Genomic DNA, 18,337 nt, shown 5'->3' with positions numbered 1-18,337 from the left:
ACTGGTTATACATACAGTAAAAATGCTCTCTACTGGAGGGCATTTTTTATGGCAGTACGAAAACTCACCACAGGGAAATGGCTTTGCGAATGTTACCCCGCCGGACGAAGTGGGCGTCGTGTGCGTAAACAATTCGCCACCAAAGGCGAAGCTCTGGCTTTTGAGCGTCACACTATGGAAGAAACCGAATCAAAGCCATGGCTGGGCGAATCAGTGGATCGTCGAACCCTGAAAGACGTGGTTGAGCTATGGTTCAAACTACATGGTAAATCTCTGACTGCTGGGCAACATGTCTATGACAAATTGCTGCTGATGGTTGACGCTCTGGGCAATCCTCTTGCAACCGATCTCACCTCTAAAATGTTTGCCCACTATCGAGATAAACGCCTGACAGGCGAGATCTACTTCAGCGAGAAATGGAAGAAAGGAGCAAGCCCGGTCACCATTAACCTGGAGCAAAGCTATCTAAGTAGTGTTTTTAGCGAACTATCCCGTCTGGGCGAATGGTCGTATCCGAACCCACTGGAGAACATGCGAAAATTCACCATCGCAGAAAAAGAGATGGCATGGCTTACCCATGAGCAGATTGTTGAATTACTGGCTGATTGCAAACGTCAGGACCCAATTCTAGCACTGGTAGTTAAGATATGCTTAAGCACAGGCGCACGCTGGCGAGAAGCCGTAAATCTTACTCGTTCACAGGTGACCAAATACCGAATTACCTTTGTAAGAACGAAGGGGAAGAAAAACAGAAGCATCCCTATCAGTAAAGAGCTTTACGAAGAGATCATGGCGCTTGATGGGTTCAATTTCTTCACAGACTGCTATTTTCAATTTTTATCCGTGATGGAAAAAACGTCTATCGTGCTCCCTCGCGGTCAACTCACACACGTTCTGCGCCATACGTTTGCGGCGCACTTCATGATGTCGGGTGGAAACATTCTGGCCTTACAAAAAATTCTCGGACACCACGATATAAAAATGACTATGCGTTACGCACATCTGGCACCGGATCATCTGGAAACGGCGCTCCGTTTCAATCCTCTGGCAACGCTGCCAAGTGGCGACAAAGTGGCGGCAGCGGTTGGCATTACCCCGTAATAACCACCACTGACCACCAACCTAACTTATTGTTTTTAATCTAACTTGTTGTTTTCATTAACCCGTTTACATAAATGGTTATTTTTTTAGCCGGAAATTCATATCCGCTATTAATAATCGCACTACGTACCCGGTCACGCACCTCTTTTACCGTGGTTTCCGGTAGGCCAACCATGGTTAATCCCGGTAATCCATTACTGATATGCACCTCTATAGTGATAGGCGGCGCATTGACGCCAAGTGCGGCGCGAGTATGAACAATCGCCAGTGACATAATCCCTCCTGTTACGTGGATTATGCGGAATAGAAGAGAAAATCGAATTACTGACTTTTTGTTTTTTAGCGGCTGATTCCTGAATTTTGGCGTCATTTTCAGGTAAGAAACATCAAACTGGAAGAACGCTCGCAGAAGCGAAAAGAAGGAAAACAGGGTGTAAAGCGCACCAAAAGGGGGAGGAAAACGTGAAAATTTTTCAGTTGCTAATTTTTCTTATAAAAAACAAAGCCCTTTTAGGCATTCACCTGCATTATCTGAAACGTGGTTAAAAAAATATCTTGTGCTATTGGCAAAACCTATGGTAACTCTTTAGGTATTCCTTCGAACAAGATGCAAGAATAGACAAAAATGACAGCCCTTCTACGAGTGATTAGCCTGGTCGTGATTAGCGTGGTGGTGATTATTATCCCACCGTGCGGGGCTGCACTTGGACGAGGAAAGGCTTAGAAATCAAGCCTTAACGAACTAAGACCCCCGCACCGAAAGGTCCGGGGGTTTTTTTTGGCCTGAAAAACTTAAGCGAGGAGCAGAGCGTGAATAACAGCATAAAATTCTGTTTCTCAAGATTTACGACGGGGATGTAACTATGAACGGGGCACAGTGGGTGGTACATGCTTTGCGAGCGCAGGGGGTGAAAACCGTATTTGGTTATCCTGGCGGCGCAATTATGCCGGTTTACGACGCGTTGTATGACGGTGGTGTGGAGCATTTGTTGTGCCGACACGAGCAGGGTGCCGCAATGGCGGCAATCGGTTATGCCCGTTCTACCGGCAAAACCGGTGTTTGTATCGCCACCTCGGGCCCTGGCGCCACTAACCTGATCACTGGCCTGGCGGATGCGTTGTTAGATTCGGTCCCCGTTGTCGCGATCACGGGTCAGGTTTCCGCCCCGTTCATCGGCACCGATGCGTTCCAGGAGGTGGATGTGTTAGGGCTGTCGCTGGCCTGTACCAAACACAGCTTCCTGGTGCAGTCGCTGGCAGAGTTGCCGCGCATCATGGCGGAGGCTTTTGAAGTCGCCAACGCTGGCCGTCCCGGACCAGTTCTGGTGGATATCCCGAAAGATATCCAGTTGGCCAGCGGTGAGCTAGAACCCTGGTTTACTACCGTCGATAACGAAGCGACTTTCCCGCAGGCTGATGTGGAACAGGCGCGCCAGATGCTGGAACAGGCGAAAAAACCCATGCTGTACGTCGGCGGTGGTGTTGGTATGGCGAAGGCGGTTCCGGCGCTGCGTAAATTTATCGCGGTAACGCAAATGCCAGTTACCTGCACGCTGAAAGGTCTGGGGGCTGTTGAAGCTGATTATCCGTACTATCTGGGCATGCTGGGAATGCACGGTACTAAAGCGGCTAATTTCGCGGTGCAAGAGTGTGATTTACTGATCGCAGTGGGTGCACGTTTTGATGACCGGGTGACCGGTAAGCTGAATACGTTTGCGCCTAACGCCAGCGTAATCCATATGGATATCGACCCGGCGGAAATGAACAAACTGCGTCAGGCACACGTCGCGTTGCAGGGCGATTTAAATTCGCTGTTGCCGGCATTACAGCAACCGCTGAAGATCGACGCATGGCGTCAGTCTTGTGCAGAGCTGCGCGCAGAACACGCCTGGCGCTATGACCATCCTGGCGAGACTATCTATGCGCCGTTGTTGTTGAAGCAATTGTCGGAACGCAAACCCGCAGACAGTGTGGTGACGACGGATGTGGGGCAGCATCAGATGTGGTCAGCCCAGCATATGACTTACACCCGCCCGGAGAACTTCATCACTTCCAGCGGTCTGGGGACGATGGGATTCGGCTTACCGGCGGCCGTTGGCGCGCAGGTAGCGCGACCGAATGATACCGTTATCTGTATCTCCGGTGACGGCTCCTTCATGATGAATGTTCAGGAGTTGGGCACCGTAAAACGCAAGCAGTTACCGTTGAAGATAGTCTTACTCGACAACCAGCGGTTAGGGATGGTTCGACAATGGCAGCAACTGTTTTTCCAGGAGCGATATAGCGAAACCACCCTGACCGATAACCCCGATTTCCTCATGCTGGCCAGCGCCTTCGGCATTCCAGGCCAGCACATTACTCGTAAAGACCAGGTTGAAGCGGCACTCGACACGATGTTGGCAAGCGAAGGGCCGTACCTGCTTCACGTCTCAATCGACGAACTTGAAAATGTCTGGCCGTTGGTGCCGCCTGGCGCCAGTAACTCTGAAATGCTGGAGAAATTATCATGATGCAACATCAGGTCAATGTATCGGCACGCTTTAATCCAGAAACCTTAGAACGTGTTTTACGCGTGGTGCGCCATCGTGGTTTTCAGGTGTGCTCCATGAATATGGAAGCCGCGACCGATGCGCAGAATATAAATATTGAATTGACCGTTGCCAGTCCCCGGTCGGTCGACTTACTGTTTAGTCAGTTAAGTAAACTGGTAGATGTTGCGCATGTCGCAATCTGCCAGAGCGCTGCCACATCACAACAAATCCGCGCCTGAGCGCAAAAGGAAGAAAAATGACGACGAAAAAAGCTGATTACATTTGGTTCAATGGCGAGATGGTGCGCTGGGAAGACGCGAAGGTTCACGTAATGTCTCACGCGCTGCACTACGGTACGTCGGTATTTGAAGGGATTCGGTGCTACGACTCTCACAAAGGCCCGGTAGTGTTTCGTCATCGTGAACATATGCAGCGCCTGCGCGACTCAGCAAAAATTTATCGTTTTCCGGTTTCCCAGAGCATTGATGAGCTGATGGAAGCCTGCCGCGACGTAATTCGTAAAAATAATCTGACCAGCGCCTATATCCGTCCGTTGGTATTTGTAGGCGATGTCGGTATGGGCGTTAACCCGCCCCCGGGATACACCACTGACGTCATCATCGCCGCGTTCCCGTGGGGGGCATACCTGGGCGCCGAAGCGCTGGATCAGGGGATCGATGCGATGGTTTCTTCCTGGAACCGCGCTGCGCCGAACACCATTCCGACCGCCGCCAAAGCGGGCGGGAACTATCTTTCCTCACTGCTGGTGGGTAGCGAAGCGCGCCGCCACGGCTATCAGGAAGGCATCGCCCTGGATGTAAACGGCTATATATCCGAAGGCGCAGGCGAAAACCTGTTTGAGGTAAAAGATGGCGTGCTGTTTACTCCGCCGTTTACCTCTTCCGCGCTGCCAGGCATTACTCGCGACGCGATCATCAAACTGGCGAAAGAGCTGGGTATTGAAGTGCGTGAGCAGGTGCTGTCCCGTGAATCGCTGTATCTGGCCGACGAAGTGTTTATGTCCGGAACTGCGGCAGAAATTACTCCGGTACGCAGCGTTGATGGTATCCAGGTAGGCGAAGGCCGTTGCGGCCCTGTTACCAAGCGTATCCAACAAGCCTTCTTTGGTCTCTTCACTGGAGAAACCGAGGATAAATGGGGCTGGTTGGATCCGGTAAATTCATAATAAATAAAATTAATATTTTCCCAAAATAATTTGCGTCACAGGAAGGCGGCAACGCAGCGAATCCCCAGGAGCTTACTGTAGTAAGTGACTGGAGTGAGGCAGCCAACGCACCTGTGGCGTGAAGTATGAAGGGAAAAGATGGGGAGTAAATAAAGCATGCCTAAGTACCGTTCCGCCACCACCACTCATGGTCGTAATATGGCGGGTGCCCGCGCGCTGTGGCGCGCCACCGGAATGACCGACAGTGATTTTGGCAAACCGATTATCACCGTGGTGAACTCATTCACTCAGTTTGTGCCGGGTCACGTTCATCTGCGCGATCTCGGTAAGCTGGTCGCCGAACAGATTGAAGCTTCCGGCGGTGTGGCGAAAGAGTTCAACACTATTGCCGTGGATGACGGGATCGCCATGGGGCACGGGGGTATGCTCTATTCACTGCCGTCGCGCGAGCTGATCGCCGACTCCGTGGAGTACATGGTGAACGCTCACTGCGCTGACGCGATGGTGTGTATCTCCAACTGCGACAAAATCACCCCAGGGATGCTCATGGCCTCGCTGCGCCTGAATATTCCGGTGATCTTTGTCTCCGGCGGCCCGATGGAAGCCGGGAAAACCAAACTGTCCGATCAGATCATCAAGCTCGATCTGGTTGATGCCATGATTCAGGGAGCGGACCCGAAAGTCTCTGACGATCAAAGTAACCAGGTTGAACGCTCCGCCTGTCCAACCTGCGGCTCCTGCTCCGGCATGTTTACCGCTAACTCCATGAATTGCCTGATCGAAGCGCTGGGCCTGTCGCAGCCGGGCAACGGCTCGCTGCTGGCGACCCATGCTGACCGGAAGCAGTTGTTCCTCAATGCTGGTAAGCGGATTGTTGAACTGACTAAACGCTATTACGAGCAGGATGACGAAAGCGCACTGCCGCGTAACATCGCCAACAAGGCGGCGTTTGAGAATGCGATGACGCTGGATATTGCGATGGGCGGTTCGACCAATACCGTTCTGCATCTACTGGCGGCGGCGCAGGAAGCGGAAATCGACTTCACCATGAGTGATATCGACAAGCTGTCCCGCAAGGTGCCGCAGCTGTGTAAAGTGGCGCCAAGTACCCAGAAATACCATATGGAAGATGTTCACCGTGCCGGCGGTGTGCTGGGTATTTTAGGCGAGCTGGATCGCGCCGGGCTGCTGAACCGCAACGTGAAAAACGTATTAGGCCTGACGCTGCCGCAAACGCTGGAACAGTACGACATCACGGTTACGCAGGACGAAGCGGTTAAAAAAATGTTCCGTGCTGGCCCTGCCGGTATCCGTACTACCCAGGCGTTCTCTCAGGATTGTCGCTGGGATTCGCTGGATGACGACCGCGCAGCGGGTTGCATCCGCTCGCTGGAATATGCCTATAGCAAAGACGGCGGTCTGGCGGTGCTGTATGGCAACTTCGCCGAAAACGGCTGCATCGTAAAAACCGCGGGCGTGGATGACAGCATCCTTAAATTTACCGGTCCTGTCAAAGTTTACGAAAGCCAGGACGATGCGGTAGAGGCGATTCTCGGCGGCAAAGTAGTGGAAGGCGATGTGGTCGTAATCCGCTACGAAGGGCCGAAAGGCGGGCCGGGAATGCAGGAAATGCTCTATCCGACCAGTTTCCTGAAGTCGATGGGGCTGGGCAAAGCCTGCGCGCTCATCACCGATGGGCGTTTCTCCGGCGGTACTTCGGGTCTTTCCATCGGCCACGTCTCGCCGGAAGCGGCCAGCGGCGGCACTATTGCGCTGATTGAAGATGGCGACACCATTGCGATTGATATCCCGAACCGCAGCATTCAGTTGCAGTTGAGCGAGGCTGAAATCGCCGCACGCCGCGAGGCGCAGGAAGCTCGCGGCGATAAAGCCTGGACGCCGAAAAATCGTCAGCGTCAGGTTTCGTTTGCCCTGCGTGCCTACGCCAGCCTGGCGACCAGCGCCGATAAAGGCGCGGTGCGCGATAAATCGAAACTGGGAGGTTGATGATGGCGGAATCTCAACCTCTGTCAGTCGCGCCGGAAGGGGCGGAGTATCTGCGCGCGGTGCTACGCGCGCCAGTATACGAAGCGGCGCAGGTGACGCCGCTGCAAAAAATGGAAAAGCTCTCGTCACGTCTGGACAACGTTATTCTCGTCAAACGCGAAGACCGGCAGCCGGTACATAGCTTTAAGCTGCGCGGCGCTTACGCGATGATGGCCGGATTGACCGAAGAACAAAAAGCCCACGGCGTGATTACCGCGTCGGCGGGGAACCATGCACAGGGCGTGGCGTTCTCCTCCGCGCGGCTTGGCGTGAAGTCTCTGATCGTCATGCCAAAAGCAACGGCGGATATTAAAGTCGATGCGGTACGCGGTTTTGGCGGCGAAGTGCTGTTGCACGGCGCTAATTTTGATGAAGCGAAAGCGAAAGCTATTGAGCTGGCGCAGCAGCAGGGTTTTACCTGGGTGCCGCCGTTTGATCACCCAATGGTGATCGCCGGGCAGGGCACGCTGGCGCTGGAACTGCTTCAGCAGGATTCGCATCTCGATCGTGTCTTTGTGCCGGTTGGCGGCGGCGGCCTGGCGGCGGGCGTAGCGGTACTGATCAAACAATTGATGCCGCAAATCAAAGTGATTGCCGTCGAAGCGGAGGATTCCGCCTGCCTGAAAGCGGCGTTGGAAGCCGGTCATCCAGTGGATCTCCCGCGCGTTGGGTTATTTGCTGAAGGCGTGGCGGTAAAACGCATCGGCGACGAAACCTTCCGCCTGTGCCAGGAATATCTCGACGACATTATTACAGTCGATAGCGACGCGATCTGCGCGGCGATGAAAGACCTGTTTGAAGATGTGCGTGCGGTGGCGGAGCCGTCCGGCGCGCTGGCGCTGGCGGGGATGAAAAAATATATCGCCCAGCACAATATTCGCGGCGAACGCCTGGCGCACGTCCTTTCCGGCGCCAACGTCAACTTCCACGGCTTGCGCTATGTGTCTGAACGCTGCGAGCTGGGGGAACAGCGCGAAGCGTTACTGGCGGTGACCATTCCGGAAGAAAAGGGGAGCTTCCTCAAATTCTGCCAGTTGCTTGGCGGGCGTATGGTCACCGAATTTAACTACCGTTTTGCCGACGCGAAACATGCCTGTATTTTTGTCGGCGTACGCGTCAGTCAGGGGCTGGAGGAACGAAAAGAGATTATCACCCAACTGTGCGACGGCGGTTATAGCGTAGTGGATCTCTCCGACGATGAAATGGCGAAGCTGCATGTGCGCTATATGGTCGGCGGGCGCCCCTCCAAGCCATTACAGGAGCGTTTGTATAGTTTCGAATTTCCGGAGTCGCCCGGCGCGTTGCTCAAATTCCTTCATACGCTTGGCACGCACTGGAATATTTCGCTATTCCATTACCGCAGCCACGGTACCGATTATGGCCGCGTGCTGGCGGCGTTCGAGTTAGGCGATCATGAGCCGGATTTCGAAACCCGGCTGCATGAACTGGGCTATGAATGCCATGATGAGAGCAATAACCCGGCGTTCCGGTTCTTTCTGGCGGGTTAATTCAGCGTTTAGTTTTTCGGGCCCACAAAGTAAAGTGGGCCTAATATCCAGATATTATCTTCCCTCAGTTATTGGGCTTTCCTGCCAGCCCGGAGCATCCACTCATTTCATTTTGCGAGACGTTTTCCAGAAGGCGCCCAATCTGCTTGTGGTGAAACTCGGCTCCATATCATTAGCACCGCCATCACTTGCACCTGCTAAAAACAATGTATAAAATTTTATACACAAAGATGTTATGTTACTCACCCGAGCTCTCTCCAATGAAAAAGAAATTCGATGGGTGGGATCTTCTCTGGAGGATCTCCTGGCTTTTCCCATAACGGTACGTAAAGCAGTCGGTTATCAGCTTCACAAAATTCAGTATGGAATTGAACCCGATGACTGGAAACCGTTTTCAGAAATTGGGGCTGGGGTAAATGAAATTCGTATTCGTAACAACAATGGTATCTATCGCGTTATGTATGTCGCTAATTTTGCAGAAGCACTCTACGTTTTGCATAGTTTCCAAAAACAGACGCAACAAACCAGTCAGCATGATAAAAACATCGCCAGAACGCGTTATAACCGGGTGGTGCAACAACGGAGAAACAGCTTGTGATTGCCAAAACTGATAGTGATTTTCGCCATGTGACGCCATCTGGCGGTAATGTTTTTGCTGATTTGGGGTTTCATAAGCAGGACGCAGAAAAGTTTTACGCTGATTCCCTGAATGAAATCGAAAACACGTTAGCCATTAAACAACAGCTAATGGAAGAAATTACCCTCTGGATTACGCAAAACCAGATGAAGCAAGCCGAGGTTGCTACAGTTTTGCATATATCCCGACCGCGCGTTTCGGATGTCGTCAACAAGAAATGCAGCAAATTCACCATTGATGCTCTGGTGAATATGCTTAGCCGTATTGGGAAGCCTGTTCGGGTAATGGTAGGGCCGTAAAACTAATTCGGTAAAATCTTCCAGAACGCATCAATTAGCGGCTCATGCAGCCGCTTTTTTTGCGCGCAGACGCCAAGCTCAAACGGCGTTTTTTCATCACTGCGTTCTAAAATCATCACCCGGTTGCGCACCGGCTCCGGACTGTTTTCCAGCACCACTTCCGGCAGCAGCGCCACGCCGCAGCCCAGCGCCACCATTGAGACCATCGCTTCGTGACCGCCGACGGTGGCGTAAATCTGCGGATTGCTGATTTTATGGCGGCGAAACCACAGCTCAATGCGGCGGCGTACCGGTCCCTGATCGGCCATGATAAACGGCACCGTTGACCAGTCGGGCTTATCAACCGACACCTGATTACGCACCGGGCAGGGCAGCGCCGGGGCGATCAGCACCACCGCCAGATTTTCCAGCATCGAAAACGCCACCGCGCCGGGCAGCGTTTCTGGTTTGCCGGCGATTGCCAGGTCCGCTTCTCCCGTTACCACCTTTTCCATCGCATCGGCGGCGTCTCCGGTCGTCAATTTGATTTCAACAGAAGGGTGTTCGGCGCGAAAACGGTCGAGAATCGGCGGCAGGTGGCTGTACGCCGCAGTCACTGAACAGAAGATATGGAGTTCGCCGGAAAGGGACGGCCCCTGCTGATCGAGGGTATGGCGCAACTGCTGATATTGCAAAAGCGTCTGTTGGGCAAACACTCGCAGCTCTTCACCCGCTTCGGTCAGCGTGACCGTACGGTTATCGCGCACAAACAGCGGCTGGCCGAGGTCTTCTTCCAGCCGCTGAATCTGTCGGGAAAGGGTGGAAGGACTGACATGCATCGCCCGCGCGCTGCGGCCAAAATGGCGGCTTTCCGCCAGATGCAGGAAGGTTTTTAGATCGCGTAAATCCACAGACAGACCTCCGGTTTTTGACGTTGCATAAACCGCAACATAACGTTGTGAATATATCAATTTCCGCAATAAATTTCCTGTTGTAATGTGGGTTCATTCGCACAGATAGCAATCTGTAAACCGAACAATAAGCGCGACAACACAACATCACGGAGTACACCATCATGGCTAACTACTTTAATACACTGAATCTGCGCCAGCAGCTGGCGCAGCTGGGTAAATGTCGCTTTATGGGCCGCGACGAATTCGCCGACGGCGCGAGCTACCTGCAGGGTAAAAAAGTGGTCATCGTCGGCTGTGGCGCTCAGGGTCTGAACCAGGGCCTGAACATGCGTGACTCCGGTCTGGATATTTCCTACGCCCTGCGTAAAGAAGCTATTGCTGAGAAGCGCGCCTCCTGGCGTAAAGCGACCGAAAACGGCTTCAAAGTAGGCACCTACGAAGAGCTGATCCCGCAGGCTGACCTGGTGGTTAACCTTACGCCGGACAAACAGCACTCCGACGTTGTACGTTCTGTACAGCCGCTGATGAAAGACGGCGCAGCGCTGGGTTACTCCCACGGCTTCAACATCGTCGAAGTGGGCGAGCAGATCCGTAAAGACATCACCGTGGTGATGGTGGCACCGAAGTGTCCGGGCACCGAAGTACGTGAAGAATACAAGCGTGGCTTCGGTGTGCCAACGCTGATCGCCGTTCACCCGGAAAACGATCCGAAAGGCGAAGGTATGGCGATTGCTAAAGCCTGGGCTGCGGCCACCGGCGGTCACCGTGCGGGCGTACTGGAATCTTCTTTCGTGGCGGAAGTGAAATCTGACCTGATGGGCGAGCAGACCATTCTGTGCGGTATGCTGCAGGCCGGTTCTCTGCTGTGCTTCGACAAGCTGGTGGCAGAAGGCACCGACCCGGCATACGCCGAAAAACTGATTCAGTTCGGCTGGGAAACCATCACCGAAGCGCTGAAGCAGGGCGGCATCACCCTGATGATGGACCGTCTGTCTAACCCGGCGAAACTGCGTGCTTACGCGCTGTCCGAACAGCTGAAAGAGATTATGGCGCCGCTGTTCCAGAAACACATGGATGACATCATCTCCGGCGAATTCTCTTCCGGCATGATGGCTGACTGGGCGAACGACGATAAGAAACTGCTGACCTGGCGTGAAGAGACCGGTAAAACCGCGTTCGAAACCGCGCCGCAGTTTGAAGGTAAAATCGGCGAGCAGGAGTACTTCGATAAAGGCGTTCTGATGATCGCGATGGTGAAAGCGGGCGTTGAGCTAGCGTTCGAAACCATGGTCGATTCCGGCATCATCGAAGAATCCGCTTACTACGAATCACTGCACGAGTTGCCGCTGATTGCCAACACCATCGCCCGTAAGCGCCTGTACGAAATGAACGTGGTTATCTCCGATACCGCAGAATACGGTAACTACCTGTTCTCTTACGCTTGCGTACCGCTACTGAAACCGTTTATGGCGGAATTGCAACCGGGCGATCTGGGTAGTGCTATCCCGGAAGGCGCGGTAGACAACGCACAGCTTCGCGACGTGAACGACGCGATTCGTAGTCATGCGATTGAGCAGGTAGGTAAGAAACTGCGCGGCTATATGACGGATATGAAGCGTATTGCGGTAGCGGGTTGATATACCTTGTCGGGTGGCGCTAGCGCTTACCCGACCGACAAAATCAAGCAGACGATGTAGGTCGGGTAAGGCGTAGCCGCCACCCGGCTTTTTATTTACGATACAATACCTTAATGATGTGGTAACCGAACTGGGTATGCAGTGGGCCGGTTGGCTCCAGTACCGGGCAGGAAAAGACTACTTTATCGAATGCCGGAACCATCTGGCCCTGACGAAATTCGCCTAAATGACCGCCTTTTTTACCGGATGGGCAGATAGAATGCTTCTTCGCCAGCTTCTCAAAATCGCCGCCGTTTTTAATTTGCTCCAGAAGATCTAAAGCCAGTTTCTCTTCTTTTACAAGAATATGCAGTGCTGCTGCCATTTTTGCCATTATTGTGTTCTCACGTCGCAAAGATTGGCCGTCACTTTATCACTCCTTAGGCCGTCAGACATATACTCTTCGCCATTACAGGACAGATGTCCCGCCTGATTTAATGAACCGGGAGATAAGCGGCATTTTTAGCGGGCGTATTTCGGATGGGCGGGACGACGGTCCTGTCCTTTCTGACAAGGGGCGAGATACCATGAACATAATGAAAAACGCAGAATTTCCAGACGACTGGCTTTTAGGGCTACGCCAGGTCGTACGCGACCCAGTGCTCTATGAATTACTCAAATACTGCCCGTTGGAAATCATGCAGTGCTGGCGATTTGACGACATTTCCCGCGGCGCGCTTATCTGCCGCCAGGGGGAAACATGCTAGCAATTTTCGCTCATCGTGGCCGGCGAAGTGGATGTTTTTTACGAAGCTGAAGATGGACGCCGTTACCGGCAGGCGCGTTATGGCAAAGGAGACATGCTGGGCGAGCTAGAGATATTTGAGTCGCGGCATTACATCTGTTCTGTCGTAGCCGTCGGCAATGTACAGCTACTTAGCCTGCCGCAAGCACATTTTTGCCGCTGGCTGACGCTGGATAACCACTTTAACCAGCGAATGCTGCGGTTTTTCAGCCAACAGTATTACCAGTTGTCGAAAAAGGCCAGTAGCGACAATTTGTACTCGCTGCATCAGCGCGTATGCCAGGCATTATGGCTGCGTTATCAACAATATGAATCAACCACTATTTTGCTTGATAAGCAGAATCTTGGTCAGGAATTTGCGGCGACGACGCGCAGTATCAACCGGATACTGCACGATCTGAAATCGCTGAACATTATCGATACCGACGGTGAGCGGATCATTTTACTGGCTCCTGAAAAACTCAAACAGGAGGCGGAAATCTGAACCTCTCAGAACAATAAGGAGAGGGAGATGCAACCCCATATTCGGCTTAACACAAGCATGACCCGCGCGAAATATGCGCTTTTGCCCGGCGATCCCGGGCGGGTGGATAGAATCGCCCGTTTTCTTGATAAGGCTGAGATTCTGGGGCAAAACCGGGAGTTTCGCGCGGCGCGCGGCTGGTACCAGGGGGTTGAAATAGTCGTGCTCTCCACGGGAATCGGCGGACCGTCAACCGCTATCGCCATTGAGGAGTTACGCCAGGTTGGCGTCAACACGCTAATCCGTATCGGTAGTTGCGGCGCGTTGCAGGACTCGCTGGCGTTGGGCGATGTGATCATCGCCCACGGCGCGGTGGCTGACGACGGCGCCAGCAAAACCTATGCGCCCGCCAGTTATCCGGCCTGTGCGGACCCTTATCTTACCGCCACGCTGATACAGCAGGCGAAACAGATGAACATCTCTGCCGTTTGCGGGCTGGTGCGCAGCCATGACAGTTTTTATACCGATCGCGAAGCTGAACTGGATGCCGAATGGTCGGCCAGGGGAGTTCTCGGCGCGGATATGGAAACCGCCGCGCTGATGGTGGTGGGAGCGTTACGTGGGCTGCGTACCGCGTCGTTGCTAAACGTGGTCGTCGCGCATAGTGGCTGTCTGGAGAGCAGCATTAACCATTATGTTCAGCAGGAAACCTTGTGCCAGCAAGGTGAAGAGCGCCAGATTTCTCTGGCGCTTCAGGCCATTTATTTCGATAGTTTGCAAGGAGAGCAATGATGGACTTTTTCAGCATTAACAATGTAATGGTCAACATTCCTCTCGGCGAGGGTGGGTATGCGCTATCGTGGATTGAGGCTATCGGTACCGTCTTTGGCTTATTGTGCATCTGGTGCGCCAGCCGGGAAAAAATCATTAATTACCTGTTTGGCTTGATTAACGTCACTCTGTTTGCCGCCATCTTTTTTCAGATTCAACTGTATGCCAGCTTGCTACTTCAGGTGTTTTTCTTTGCGGCGAATATTTACGGCTGGTACGCATGGAGCCGGCAGAATGACGCCCGGGAAGCCGCTCTGAAAGTACGCTGGCTTTCTTGTCAACAAACATGGAGGTTGGGGGGCATATGTATTATTAGCATTCTGCTGATGACGTGGTTTATCGATCCGGTCTTCGCTATGTTGACCCGCGTTATGCTCGCTCTGCTGCAAACGGTAGGTATGCAGGTGGCGATGCCTGAACTCCAGCCGGACGCGTTCCCGTTCTGGGATTCCACCATGCTGGTGTTGTCGATTGCGGCGATGGTGCTGATGACCCGCAAGTACGTGGAAAACTGGCTGCTGTGGGTGATTATTGATGTAATTAGCGTCGTGATCTATGCAGTACAGGGCGTTTATGCGATGTCGCTTGAGTATGTTCTGCTGACGGTGATCGCGCTAATGGGTTCTTACAGTTGGATCAAGAGCGCACAGCGTAATGGCTATACGTCGCTTGCCGCCAGAGCCTGCTGATTGACCTTTTCCAGGCTGCCTGAAAAAGCAGCCTGGTCTTCTCTGGGCCTCGCTTTCTGCTACAATCCCTCCCCCGTTCGAAGATTGAGCACTATTCCCATGCGTTTAAATCCTGGCCAACAACACGCTGTCGAATTCGTCACCGGACCCTGCCTGGTGCTGGCAGGAGCGGGTTCTGGTAAAACTCGCGTAATTACCAATAAAATCGCCCACCTGATCCGCGGATGCGGCTATCAGGCCCGGCATATTGCGGCGGTGACGTTTACCAACAAGGCAGCGCGTGAGATGAAAGAACGTGTCGGGCAGACGCTCGGCCGTAAGGAAGCGCGCGGTTTGATGATCTCCACCTTTCATACGCTAGGGCTGGATATTATTAAGCGCGAGTACGCTGCGCTGGGGATGAAATCGAACTTTTCATTGTTTGACGATACCGACCAGGTCGCCTTGCTCAAAGAGCTGACCGAAGGCCTGATCGAAGACGACAAGGTTCTGTTGCAACAGCTGATCTCCACGATCTCCAACTGGAAAAACGATCTCAAAACGCCTGCACAGGCAGCGGCGGGGGCGAAAGGTGAACGCGATCGTATTTTTGCCCACTGCTACGGGCTTTACGACGCCCATATGAAGGCATGTAACGTTCTCGATTTTGATGATTTGATTTTGCTGCCGACGCTGCTGCTGCAACGCAATGACGAGGTGCGCGAGCGCTGGCAGAATAAAATTCGTTATCTGCTGGTGGATGAATATCAGGATACTAACACCAGCCAGTATGAGTTGGTTAAGCTGCTGGTTGGGCAACGCGCGCGCTTTACGGTCGTAGGCGATGACGATCAGTCTATCTACTCCTGGCGCGGGGCGCGTCCGCAAAACCTGGTGTTACTGAGCCAGGATTTTCCGGCGCTGCAGGTGATTAAGCTGGAGCAAAACTATCGTTCTTCGGGCCGCATCCTGAAAGCGGCAAATATTCTCATCGCCAACAATCCGCACGTCTTTGAAAAGCGCCTCTTTTCCGAACTCGGTTACGGCGCGGAACTCAAAGTGTTAAGCGCAAACAATGAAGAGCATGAAGCTGAGCGCGTTACCGGCGAACTGATTGCCCATCACTTTGTGAACAAGACCCAGTACAAGGATTACGCCATTCTGTATCGCGGGAATCATCAGTCGCGGGTATTTGAAAAATTCCTCATGCAGAACCGCATTCCGTACAAAATTTCCGGCGGCACCTCATTTTTCTCCCGTCCGGAGATTAAAGACTTGCTGGCCTATCTGCGGGTGTTGACCAACCCGGATGATGACAGCGCTTTCCTGCGCATCGTGAATACGCCAAAACGCGAAATCGGTCCGGCCACTCTGCAAAAGCTGGGTGAATGGGCAATGACGCGTAATAAAAGCCTGTTTACCGCCAGCTTTGATATGGGGCTTAGCCAGAAGCTGACCGGACGTGGTTACGATTCATTGACGCGTTTTACCCACTGGCTGGGGGAAATCCAGCGTCTGGCCGAACGTGAGCCTGTCGCCGCCGTGCGCGATCTCATCCACGGTATTGACTATGAATCCTGGTTGTACGAAACCTCGCCGAGCCCCAAAGCGGCGGAAATGCGTATGAAAAACGTTAACCAGCTCTTTAGCTGGATGACTGAGATGCTGGAAGGCAACGAACTCGATGAGCCGATGACGCTCACCCAGGTGGTTACACGCTTTACGCTGCGCGATATGATGGAGCGCGGCGAGAGCGAAGAAGAGCTGGATCAGGTACAGTTGATGACGCTTCATGCGTCGAAAGGACTGGAATTCCTGTATGTCTATATGGTGGGAATGGAAGAAGGATTTTTGCCGCATCAAAGCAGCATTGACGAAGACAATATTGAGGAAGAGCGTCGGCTGGCCTATGTCGGGATCACTCGTGCGCAGAAAGAGCTCACCTTTACATTATGTAAAGAGCGCCGTCAGTATGGGGAACTGGTGCGCCCGGAACCCAGTCGCTTCCTGTTAGAACTGCCGCAGGATGATTTAATCTGGGAGCAGGAGCGCAAAGTGGTAAGCGCTGAGGAGCGAATGCAAAAAGGGCAAAGTCACCTGGCTAATCTGAAAGCCATGATGGCGGCAAAGCGAGCGAAATCGTAGGCCGGATAAGCGAAGCGTCATCCGGCAATCAGACTACGGTTAGCGAACGTCCAGCGGCCAGTGTACATAGCTTTGCCACTGGCTTTCCTGATCAATCAACTCTTTACCCAGCGGGTGATGCGCCAGCCAGTCGCCAGGCAAGGTTAACGTCAGATTTTCATTTAGCGCCTGTAGCGTAATTTCTGGTACCAGATCGTCACGACGGCGACCGGCAAAAAGAATCGCCAGTCGCAGCAAACGGCATAGCTGTTCCGCAACACGGGGCGGTACCGCGTTTTGCTGATGAAGCGAAGAGAGATCGACCGGATTGGTCTGATTCAGTAAGAGGGTGGCGAGCAACTTTTTCTGCGCGGGCGTATAGCCAGGCAGATCCAAATGGCGTACTAAATAGGCGGCATGATAGGGCGCCTGTTTAAAATCAACGCTCAGACCGATCTCATGCAACTGGCAAGCGCTAAGCAACAGTTCACGACTGATAGGTTCAATATGCCAGGCATTTTCTACCTGTTTGAGGAAGTTATCTGCCAGCTTCGCCACACGATTTGCCTGATCGGTATCGACGATAAACCGACGCTGAATGTTTCGCAGCGTGCGGCTGCGGATATCCTGATCTACCGCCAGATGCAACATCCCATACACCAGCCCTTCGCGTAACGCGCCGCCTGCCAGCGTCATGCTCTGGATGTTCAGCTCGGTAAATATCGCGATTAGAATAGCCAGCCCGCTTGGGAAAACCAGCGCGCGCTCCAGCGTCAGGCCTTCGATTTCCAGCTCTTCCAGACGCCCGCACTGTATCGCGCGTTGTTTTAGCTGCTGCAGTTTGGCGAGCGTAATGCGCTCGTCCATCCCCTGCGCCATCATGATTTCCTGCAATGCCTGTACGGTGCCGGAGGCACCCACGCAGACCTTCCAGCCATGAAAACGCAGTTCATCGGCGACCGGACGCAGTACATCGCGCGCGGCTTTCTCCGCATCATCAAAGTTTTCTTGCGCCAGATTACGATCGCTAAAATAGCGTTCAAGCCACGTTACGCAGCCCATCGACAGGCTAAACAGCGACGTGGTTTGCGCGCCAGTGCCGGTAACCAGTTCAGTGCTGGCGCCGCCGATATCCACCACCAGTCGCTGATCTGCGCCGCCGGTGGTATGAGCGACCCCCTGATAAATTAGCCGCGCCTCTTCTTCGCCGCTGATAACCTGCACCGGACAACCAAGGATAGTCTGCGCTTTCGCGATAAATTCACCTGCATTGACGGCGAGACGCAATGTTGCGGTGGCAACCACGCGGATTTGTGGCTGCGGGATATCCTGCAAACGTTCAGCAAACAGACGCAGGCATTGCCAGCCGCGTTCCATCGCTTCGGCTGAAAGGTGGTTGTCGTTGTTCAGACCCGCGGCCAGACGCACCTTGCGTTTTATTCGGGTCAGCGTCTGGATGCTTCCCGCCGCCTCGCGCACGACCAGCATATGAAAACTATTGGAACCGAGATCAATGGCGGCATACAACGAGGTGGAATTCATACACTTCATCCTTCAACCTGTATCCGTGTTGGCTGCGTACTCTTCCTAAGCTCATCGGGATTTGTTTTCTTGCCGCCTTGATACAGG

Annotated in this window: 17 protein-coding genes and 2 pseudogenes; 15 read left to right on the top strand and 4 right to left on the bottom strand. The window is 53.2% G+C overall.

Features of this window, described 5'->3' with window-relative positions:
* Positions 1–48 precede the first annotated feature (48 nt).
* Positions 49–1,101 carry a tyrosine-type recombinase/integrase gene (locus AAYN39_RS00825; protein ID WP_000290950.1) on the top strand — a complete coding sequence of 351 codons (1,053 nt, stop codon included), beginning with the start codon at positions 49–51 and terminating at the stop codon, positions 1,099–1,101.
* A 73-nt stretch (positions 1,102–1,174) separates the two neighbouring features.
* Here AAYN39_RS00825 and AAYN39_RS00820 read toward each other — a convergent pair.
* A pseudogene (locus AAYN39_RS00820) lies at positions 1,175–1,375 on the bottom strand (magnesium chelatase domain-containing protein); the annotation flags it as partial.
* 351 nt (positions 1,376–1,726) lie between these two features.
* Here AAYN39_RS00820 and ilvL point away from each other — a divergent pair.
* From ilvL to AAYN39_RS00775, 9 genes are all read left to right on the top strand, one after another.
* The gene (gene ilvL, locus AAYN39_RS00815; RefSeq protein WP_001311244.1) at positions 1,727–1,825 is read left to right on the top strand and encodes an ilv operon leader peptide; all 99 of its coding nucleotides are present in this window, start codon (positions 1,727–1,729) and stop codon (positions 1,823–1,825) included.
* An 86-nt stretch (positions 1,826–1,911) separates the two neighbouring features.
* On the top strand, positions 1,912–1,962 hold the full coding sequence (gene ilvX / locus AAYN39_RS00810) for a peptide IlvX (protein WP_192930503.1): 51 nt from the start codon (positions 1,912–1,914) through the stop codon (positions 1,960–1,962).
* A 2-nt stretch (positions 1,963–1,964) separates the two neighbouring features.
* Entirely contained in the window at positions 1,965–3,611 is a 1,647-nt protein-coding gene (gene ilvG / locus AAYN39_RS00805; protein ID WP_001012560.1) for an acetolactate synthase 2 catalytic subunit, read from the top strand.
* The gene (gene ilvM / locus AAYN39_RS00800; protein WP_000983260.1) at positions 3,608–3,871 is read left to right on the top strand and encodes an acetolactate synthase 2 small subunit; all 264 of its coding nucleotides are present in this window, start codon (positions 3,608–3,610) and stop codon (positions 3,869–3,871) included. Before ilvG ends, ilvM begins: the two co-directional genes overlap by 4 nt.
* A 17-nt stretch (positions 3,872–3,888) precedes the next feature.
* Positions 3,889–4,818 carry a branched-chain-amino-acid transaminase gene (gene ilvE / locus AAYN39_RS00795; RefSeq protein ID WP_000208528.1) on the top strand — a complete coding sequence of 310 codons (930 nt, stop codon included), beginning with the start codon at positions 3,889–3,891 and terminating at the stop codon, positions 4,816–4,818.
* Between the two features lie 156 nt (positions 4,819–4,974).
* Positions 4,975–6,825: a dihydroxy-acid dehydratase gene (gene ilvD, locus AAYN39_RS00790; protein WP_001127449.1), complete on the top strand. Its 1,851-nt coding sequence runs from the start codon at positions 4,975–4,977 to the stop codon at positions 6,823–6,825.
* Positions 6,826–6,827: 2 nt separating this feature from the next.
* Positions 6,828–8,372 (top strand): threonine ammonia-lyase, biosynthetic, encoded by a 1,545-nt coding sequence (gene ilvA, locus AAYN39_RS00785; RefSeq protein WP_010989250.1) that lies wholly within the window; start codon positions 6,828–6,830, stop codon positions 8,370–8,372.
* 280 nt (positions 8,373–8,652) lie between these two features.
* Entirely contained in the window at positions 8,653–8,970 is a 318-nt protein-coding gene (locus tag AAYN39_RS00780) for a type II toxin-antitoxin system RelE/ParE family toxin (protein ID WP_000535854.1), read from the top strand.
* Positions 8,967–9,308 (top strand): helix-turn-helix domain-containing protein, encoded by a 342-nt coding sequence (locus tag AAYN39_RS00775; protein ID WP_000560819.1) that lies wholly within the window; start codon positions 8,967–8,969, stop codon positions 9,306–9,308. Before AAYN39_RS00780 ends, AAYN39_RS00775 begins: the two co-directional genes overlap by 4 nt.
* Positions 9,309–9,310: 2 nt before the next feature.
* Here the strand turns inward: AAYN39_RS00775 and ilvY are convergent, their stop codons facing one another.
* Complete coding sequence (ilvY, locus tag AAYN39_RS00770; RefSeq protein WP_000365798.1) at positions 9,311–10,198, bottom strand: HTH-type transcriptional activator IlvY; 888 nt, start codon at positions 10,196–10,198, stop codon at positions 9,311–9,313.
* A 164-nt stretch (positions 10,199–10,362) separates the two neighbouring features.
* Between ilvY and ilvC the strand changes: the two genes are divergently transcribed.
* Positions 10,363–11,838 (top strand): ketol-acid reductoisomerase, encoded by a 1,476-nt coding sequence (gene ilvC / locus AAYN39_RS00765; protein ID WP_000024943.1) that lies wholly within the window; start codon positions 10,363–10,365, stop codon positions 11,836–11,838.
* Positions 11,839–11,929: 91 nt separating this feature from the next.
* Here the strand turns inward: ilvC and ppiC are convergent, their stop codons facing one another.
* Positions 11,930–12,211, bottom strand: coding sequence for a peptidylprolyl isomerase PpiC (gene ppiC, locus AAYN39_RS00760; protein WP_001096806.1), 282 nt, complete (start codon positions 12,209–12,211; stop codon positions 11,930–11,932).
* Between the two features lie 193 nt (positions 12,212–12,404).
* Between ppiC and AAYN39_RS00755 the strand changes: the two are divergent.
* From AAYN39_RS00755 to rep, 4 genes and pseudogenes are all read left to right on the top strand, one after another.
* Positions 12,405–13,106 (top strand): annotated as a pseudogene (locus AAYN39_RS00755) (Crp/Fnr family transcriptional regulator).
* Between the two features lie 27 nt (positions 13,107–13,133).
* Positions 13,134–13,877 (top strand): nucleoside phosphorylase, encoded by a 744-nt coding sequence (locus AAYN39_RS00750; RefSeq protein ID WP_001182428.1) that lies wholly within the window; start codon positions 13,134–13,136, stop codon positions 13,875–13,877.
* A complete protein-coding gene (gene pnuC, locus AAYN39_RS00745; protein WP_001682173.1) occupies positions 13,877–14,605 on the top strand; it encodes a nicotinamide riboside transporter PnuC in 729 nt (242 codons plus the stop codon). Before AAYN39_RS00750 ends, pnuC begins: the two co-directional genes overlap by 1 nt.
* 99 nt (positions 14,606–14,704) lie before the next feature.
* Positions 14,705–16,729: a DNA helicase Rep gene (gene rep / locus AAYN39_RS00740; RefSeq protein WP_001238841.1), complete on the top strand. Its 2,025-nt coding sequence runs from the start codon at positions 14,705–14,707 to the stop codon at positions 16,727–16,729.
* Positions 16,730–16,768: 39 nt separating this feature from the next.
* Here rep and gppA read toward each other — a convergent pair whose 3' ends face one another.
* Positions 16,769–18,250: a guanosine-5'-triphosphate,3'-diphosphate diphosphatase gene (gene gppA, locus AAYN39_RS00735; protein WP_001089447.1), complete on the bottom strand. Its 1,482-nt coding sequence runs from the start codon at positions 18,248–18,250 to the stop codon at positions 16,769–16,771.
* Positions 18,251–18,337: the final 87 nt, after the last annotated feature.

The sequence above is a fragment of the Salmonella sp. K21076 genome (assembly GCF_039650795.1).
GTDB lineage: Bacteria > Pseudomonadota > Gammaproteobacteria > Enterobacterales > Enterobacteriaceae > Salmonella > Salmonella enterica.
This window is presented reverse-complemented; position numbering and strand designations above follow the sequence as displayed.

Bases quoted from the DNA above. Each gene is read 5' to 3' on its own strand.
- AAYN39_RS00825 (WP_000290950.1), top strand. From the start codon at position 49: ATGGCAGTACGAAAACTCACCACAGGGAAATGGCTTTGCGAATGTTAC.
- ilvL (WP_001311244.1), top strand. From the start codon at position 1,727: ATGACAGCCCTTCTACGAGTGATTAGCCTGGTCGTGATTAGCGTGGTG.
- ilvG (WP_001012560.1), top strand. From the start codon at position 1,965: ATGAACGGGGCACAGTGGGTGGTACATGCTTTGCGAGCGCAGGGGGTG.
- ilvM (WP_000983260.1), top strand. From the start codon at position 3,608: ATGATGCAACATCAGGTCAATGTATCGGCACGCTTTAATCCAGAAACC.
- ilvE (WP_000208528.1), top strand. From the start codon at position 3,889: ATGACGACGAAAAAAGCTGATTACATTTGGTTCAATGGCGAGATGGTG.
- ilvD (WP_001127449.1), top strand. From the start codon at position 4,975: ATGCCTAAGTACCGTTCCGCCACCACCACTCATGGTCGTAATATGGCG.
- ilvA (WP_010989250.1), top strand. From the start codon at position 6,828: ATGGCGGAATCTCAACCTCTGTCAGTCGCGCCGGAAGGGGCGGAGTAT.
- ilvC (WP_000024943.1), top strand. From the start codon at position 10,363: ATGGCTAACTACTTTAATACACTGAATCTGCGCCAGCAGCTGGCGCAG.
- ppiC (WP_001096806.1), bottom strand. From the start codon at position 12,211: ATGGCAAAAATGGCAGCAGCACTGCATATTCTTGTAAAAGAAGAGAAA.
- AAYN39_RS00750 (WP_001182428.1), top strand. From the start codon at position 13,134: ATGCAACCCCATATTCGGCTTAACACAAGCATGACCCGCGCGAAATAT.
- pnuC (WP_001682173.1), top strand. From the start codon at position 13,877: ATGGACTTTTTCAGCATTAACAATGTAATGGTCAACATTCCTCTCGGC.
- rep (WP_001238841.1), top strand. From the start codon at position 14,705: ATGCGTTTAAATCCTGGCCAACAACACGCTGTCGAATTCGTCACCGGA.
- gppA (WP_001089447.1), bottom strand. From the start codon at position 18,250: ATGAATTCCACCTCGTTGTATGCCGCCATTGATCTCGGTTCCAATAGT.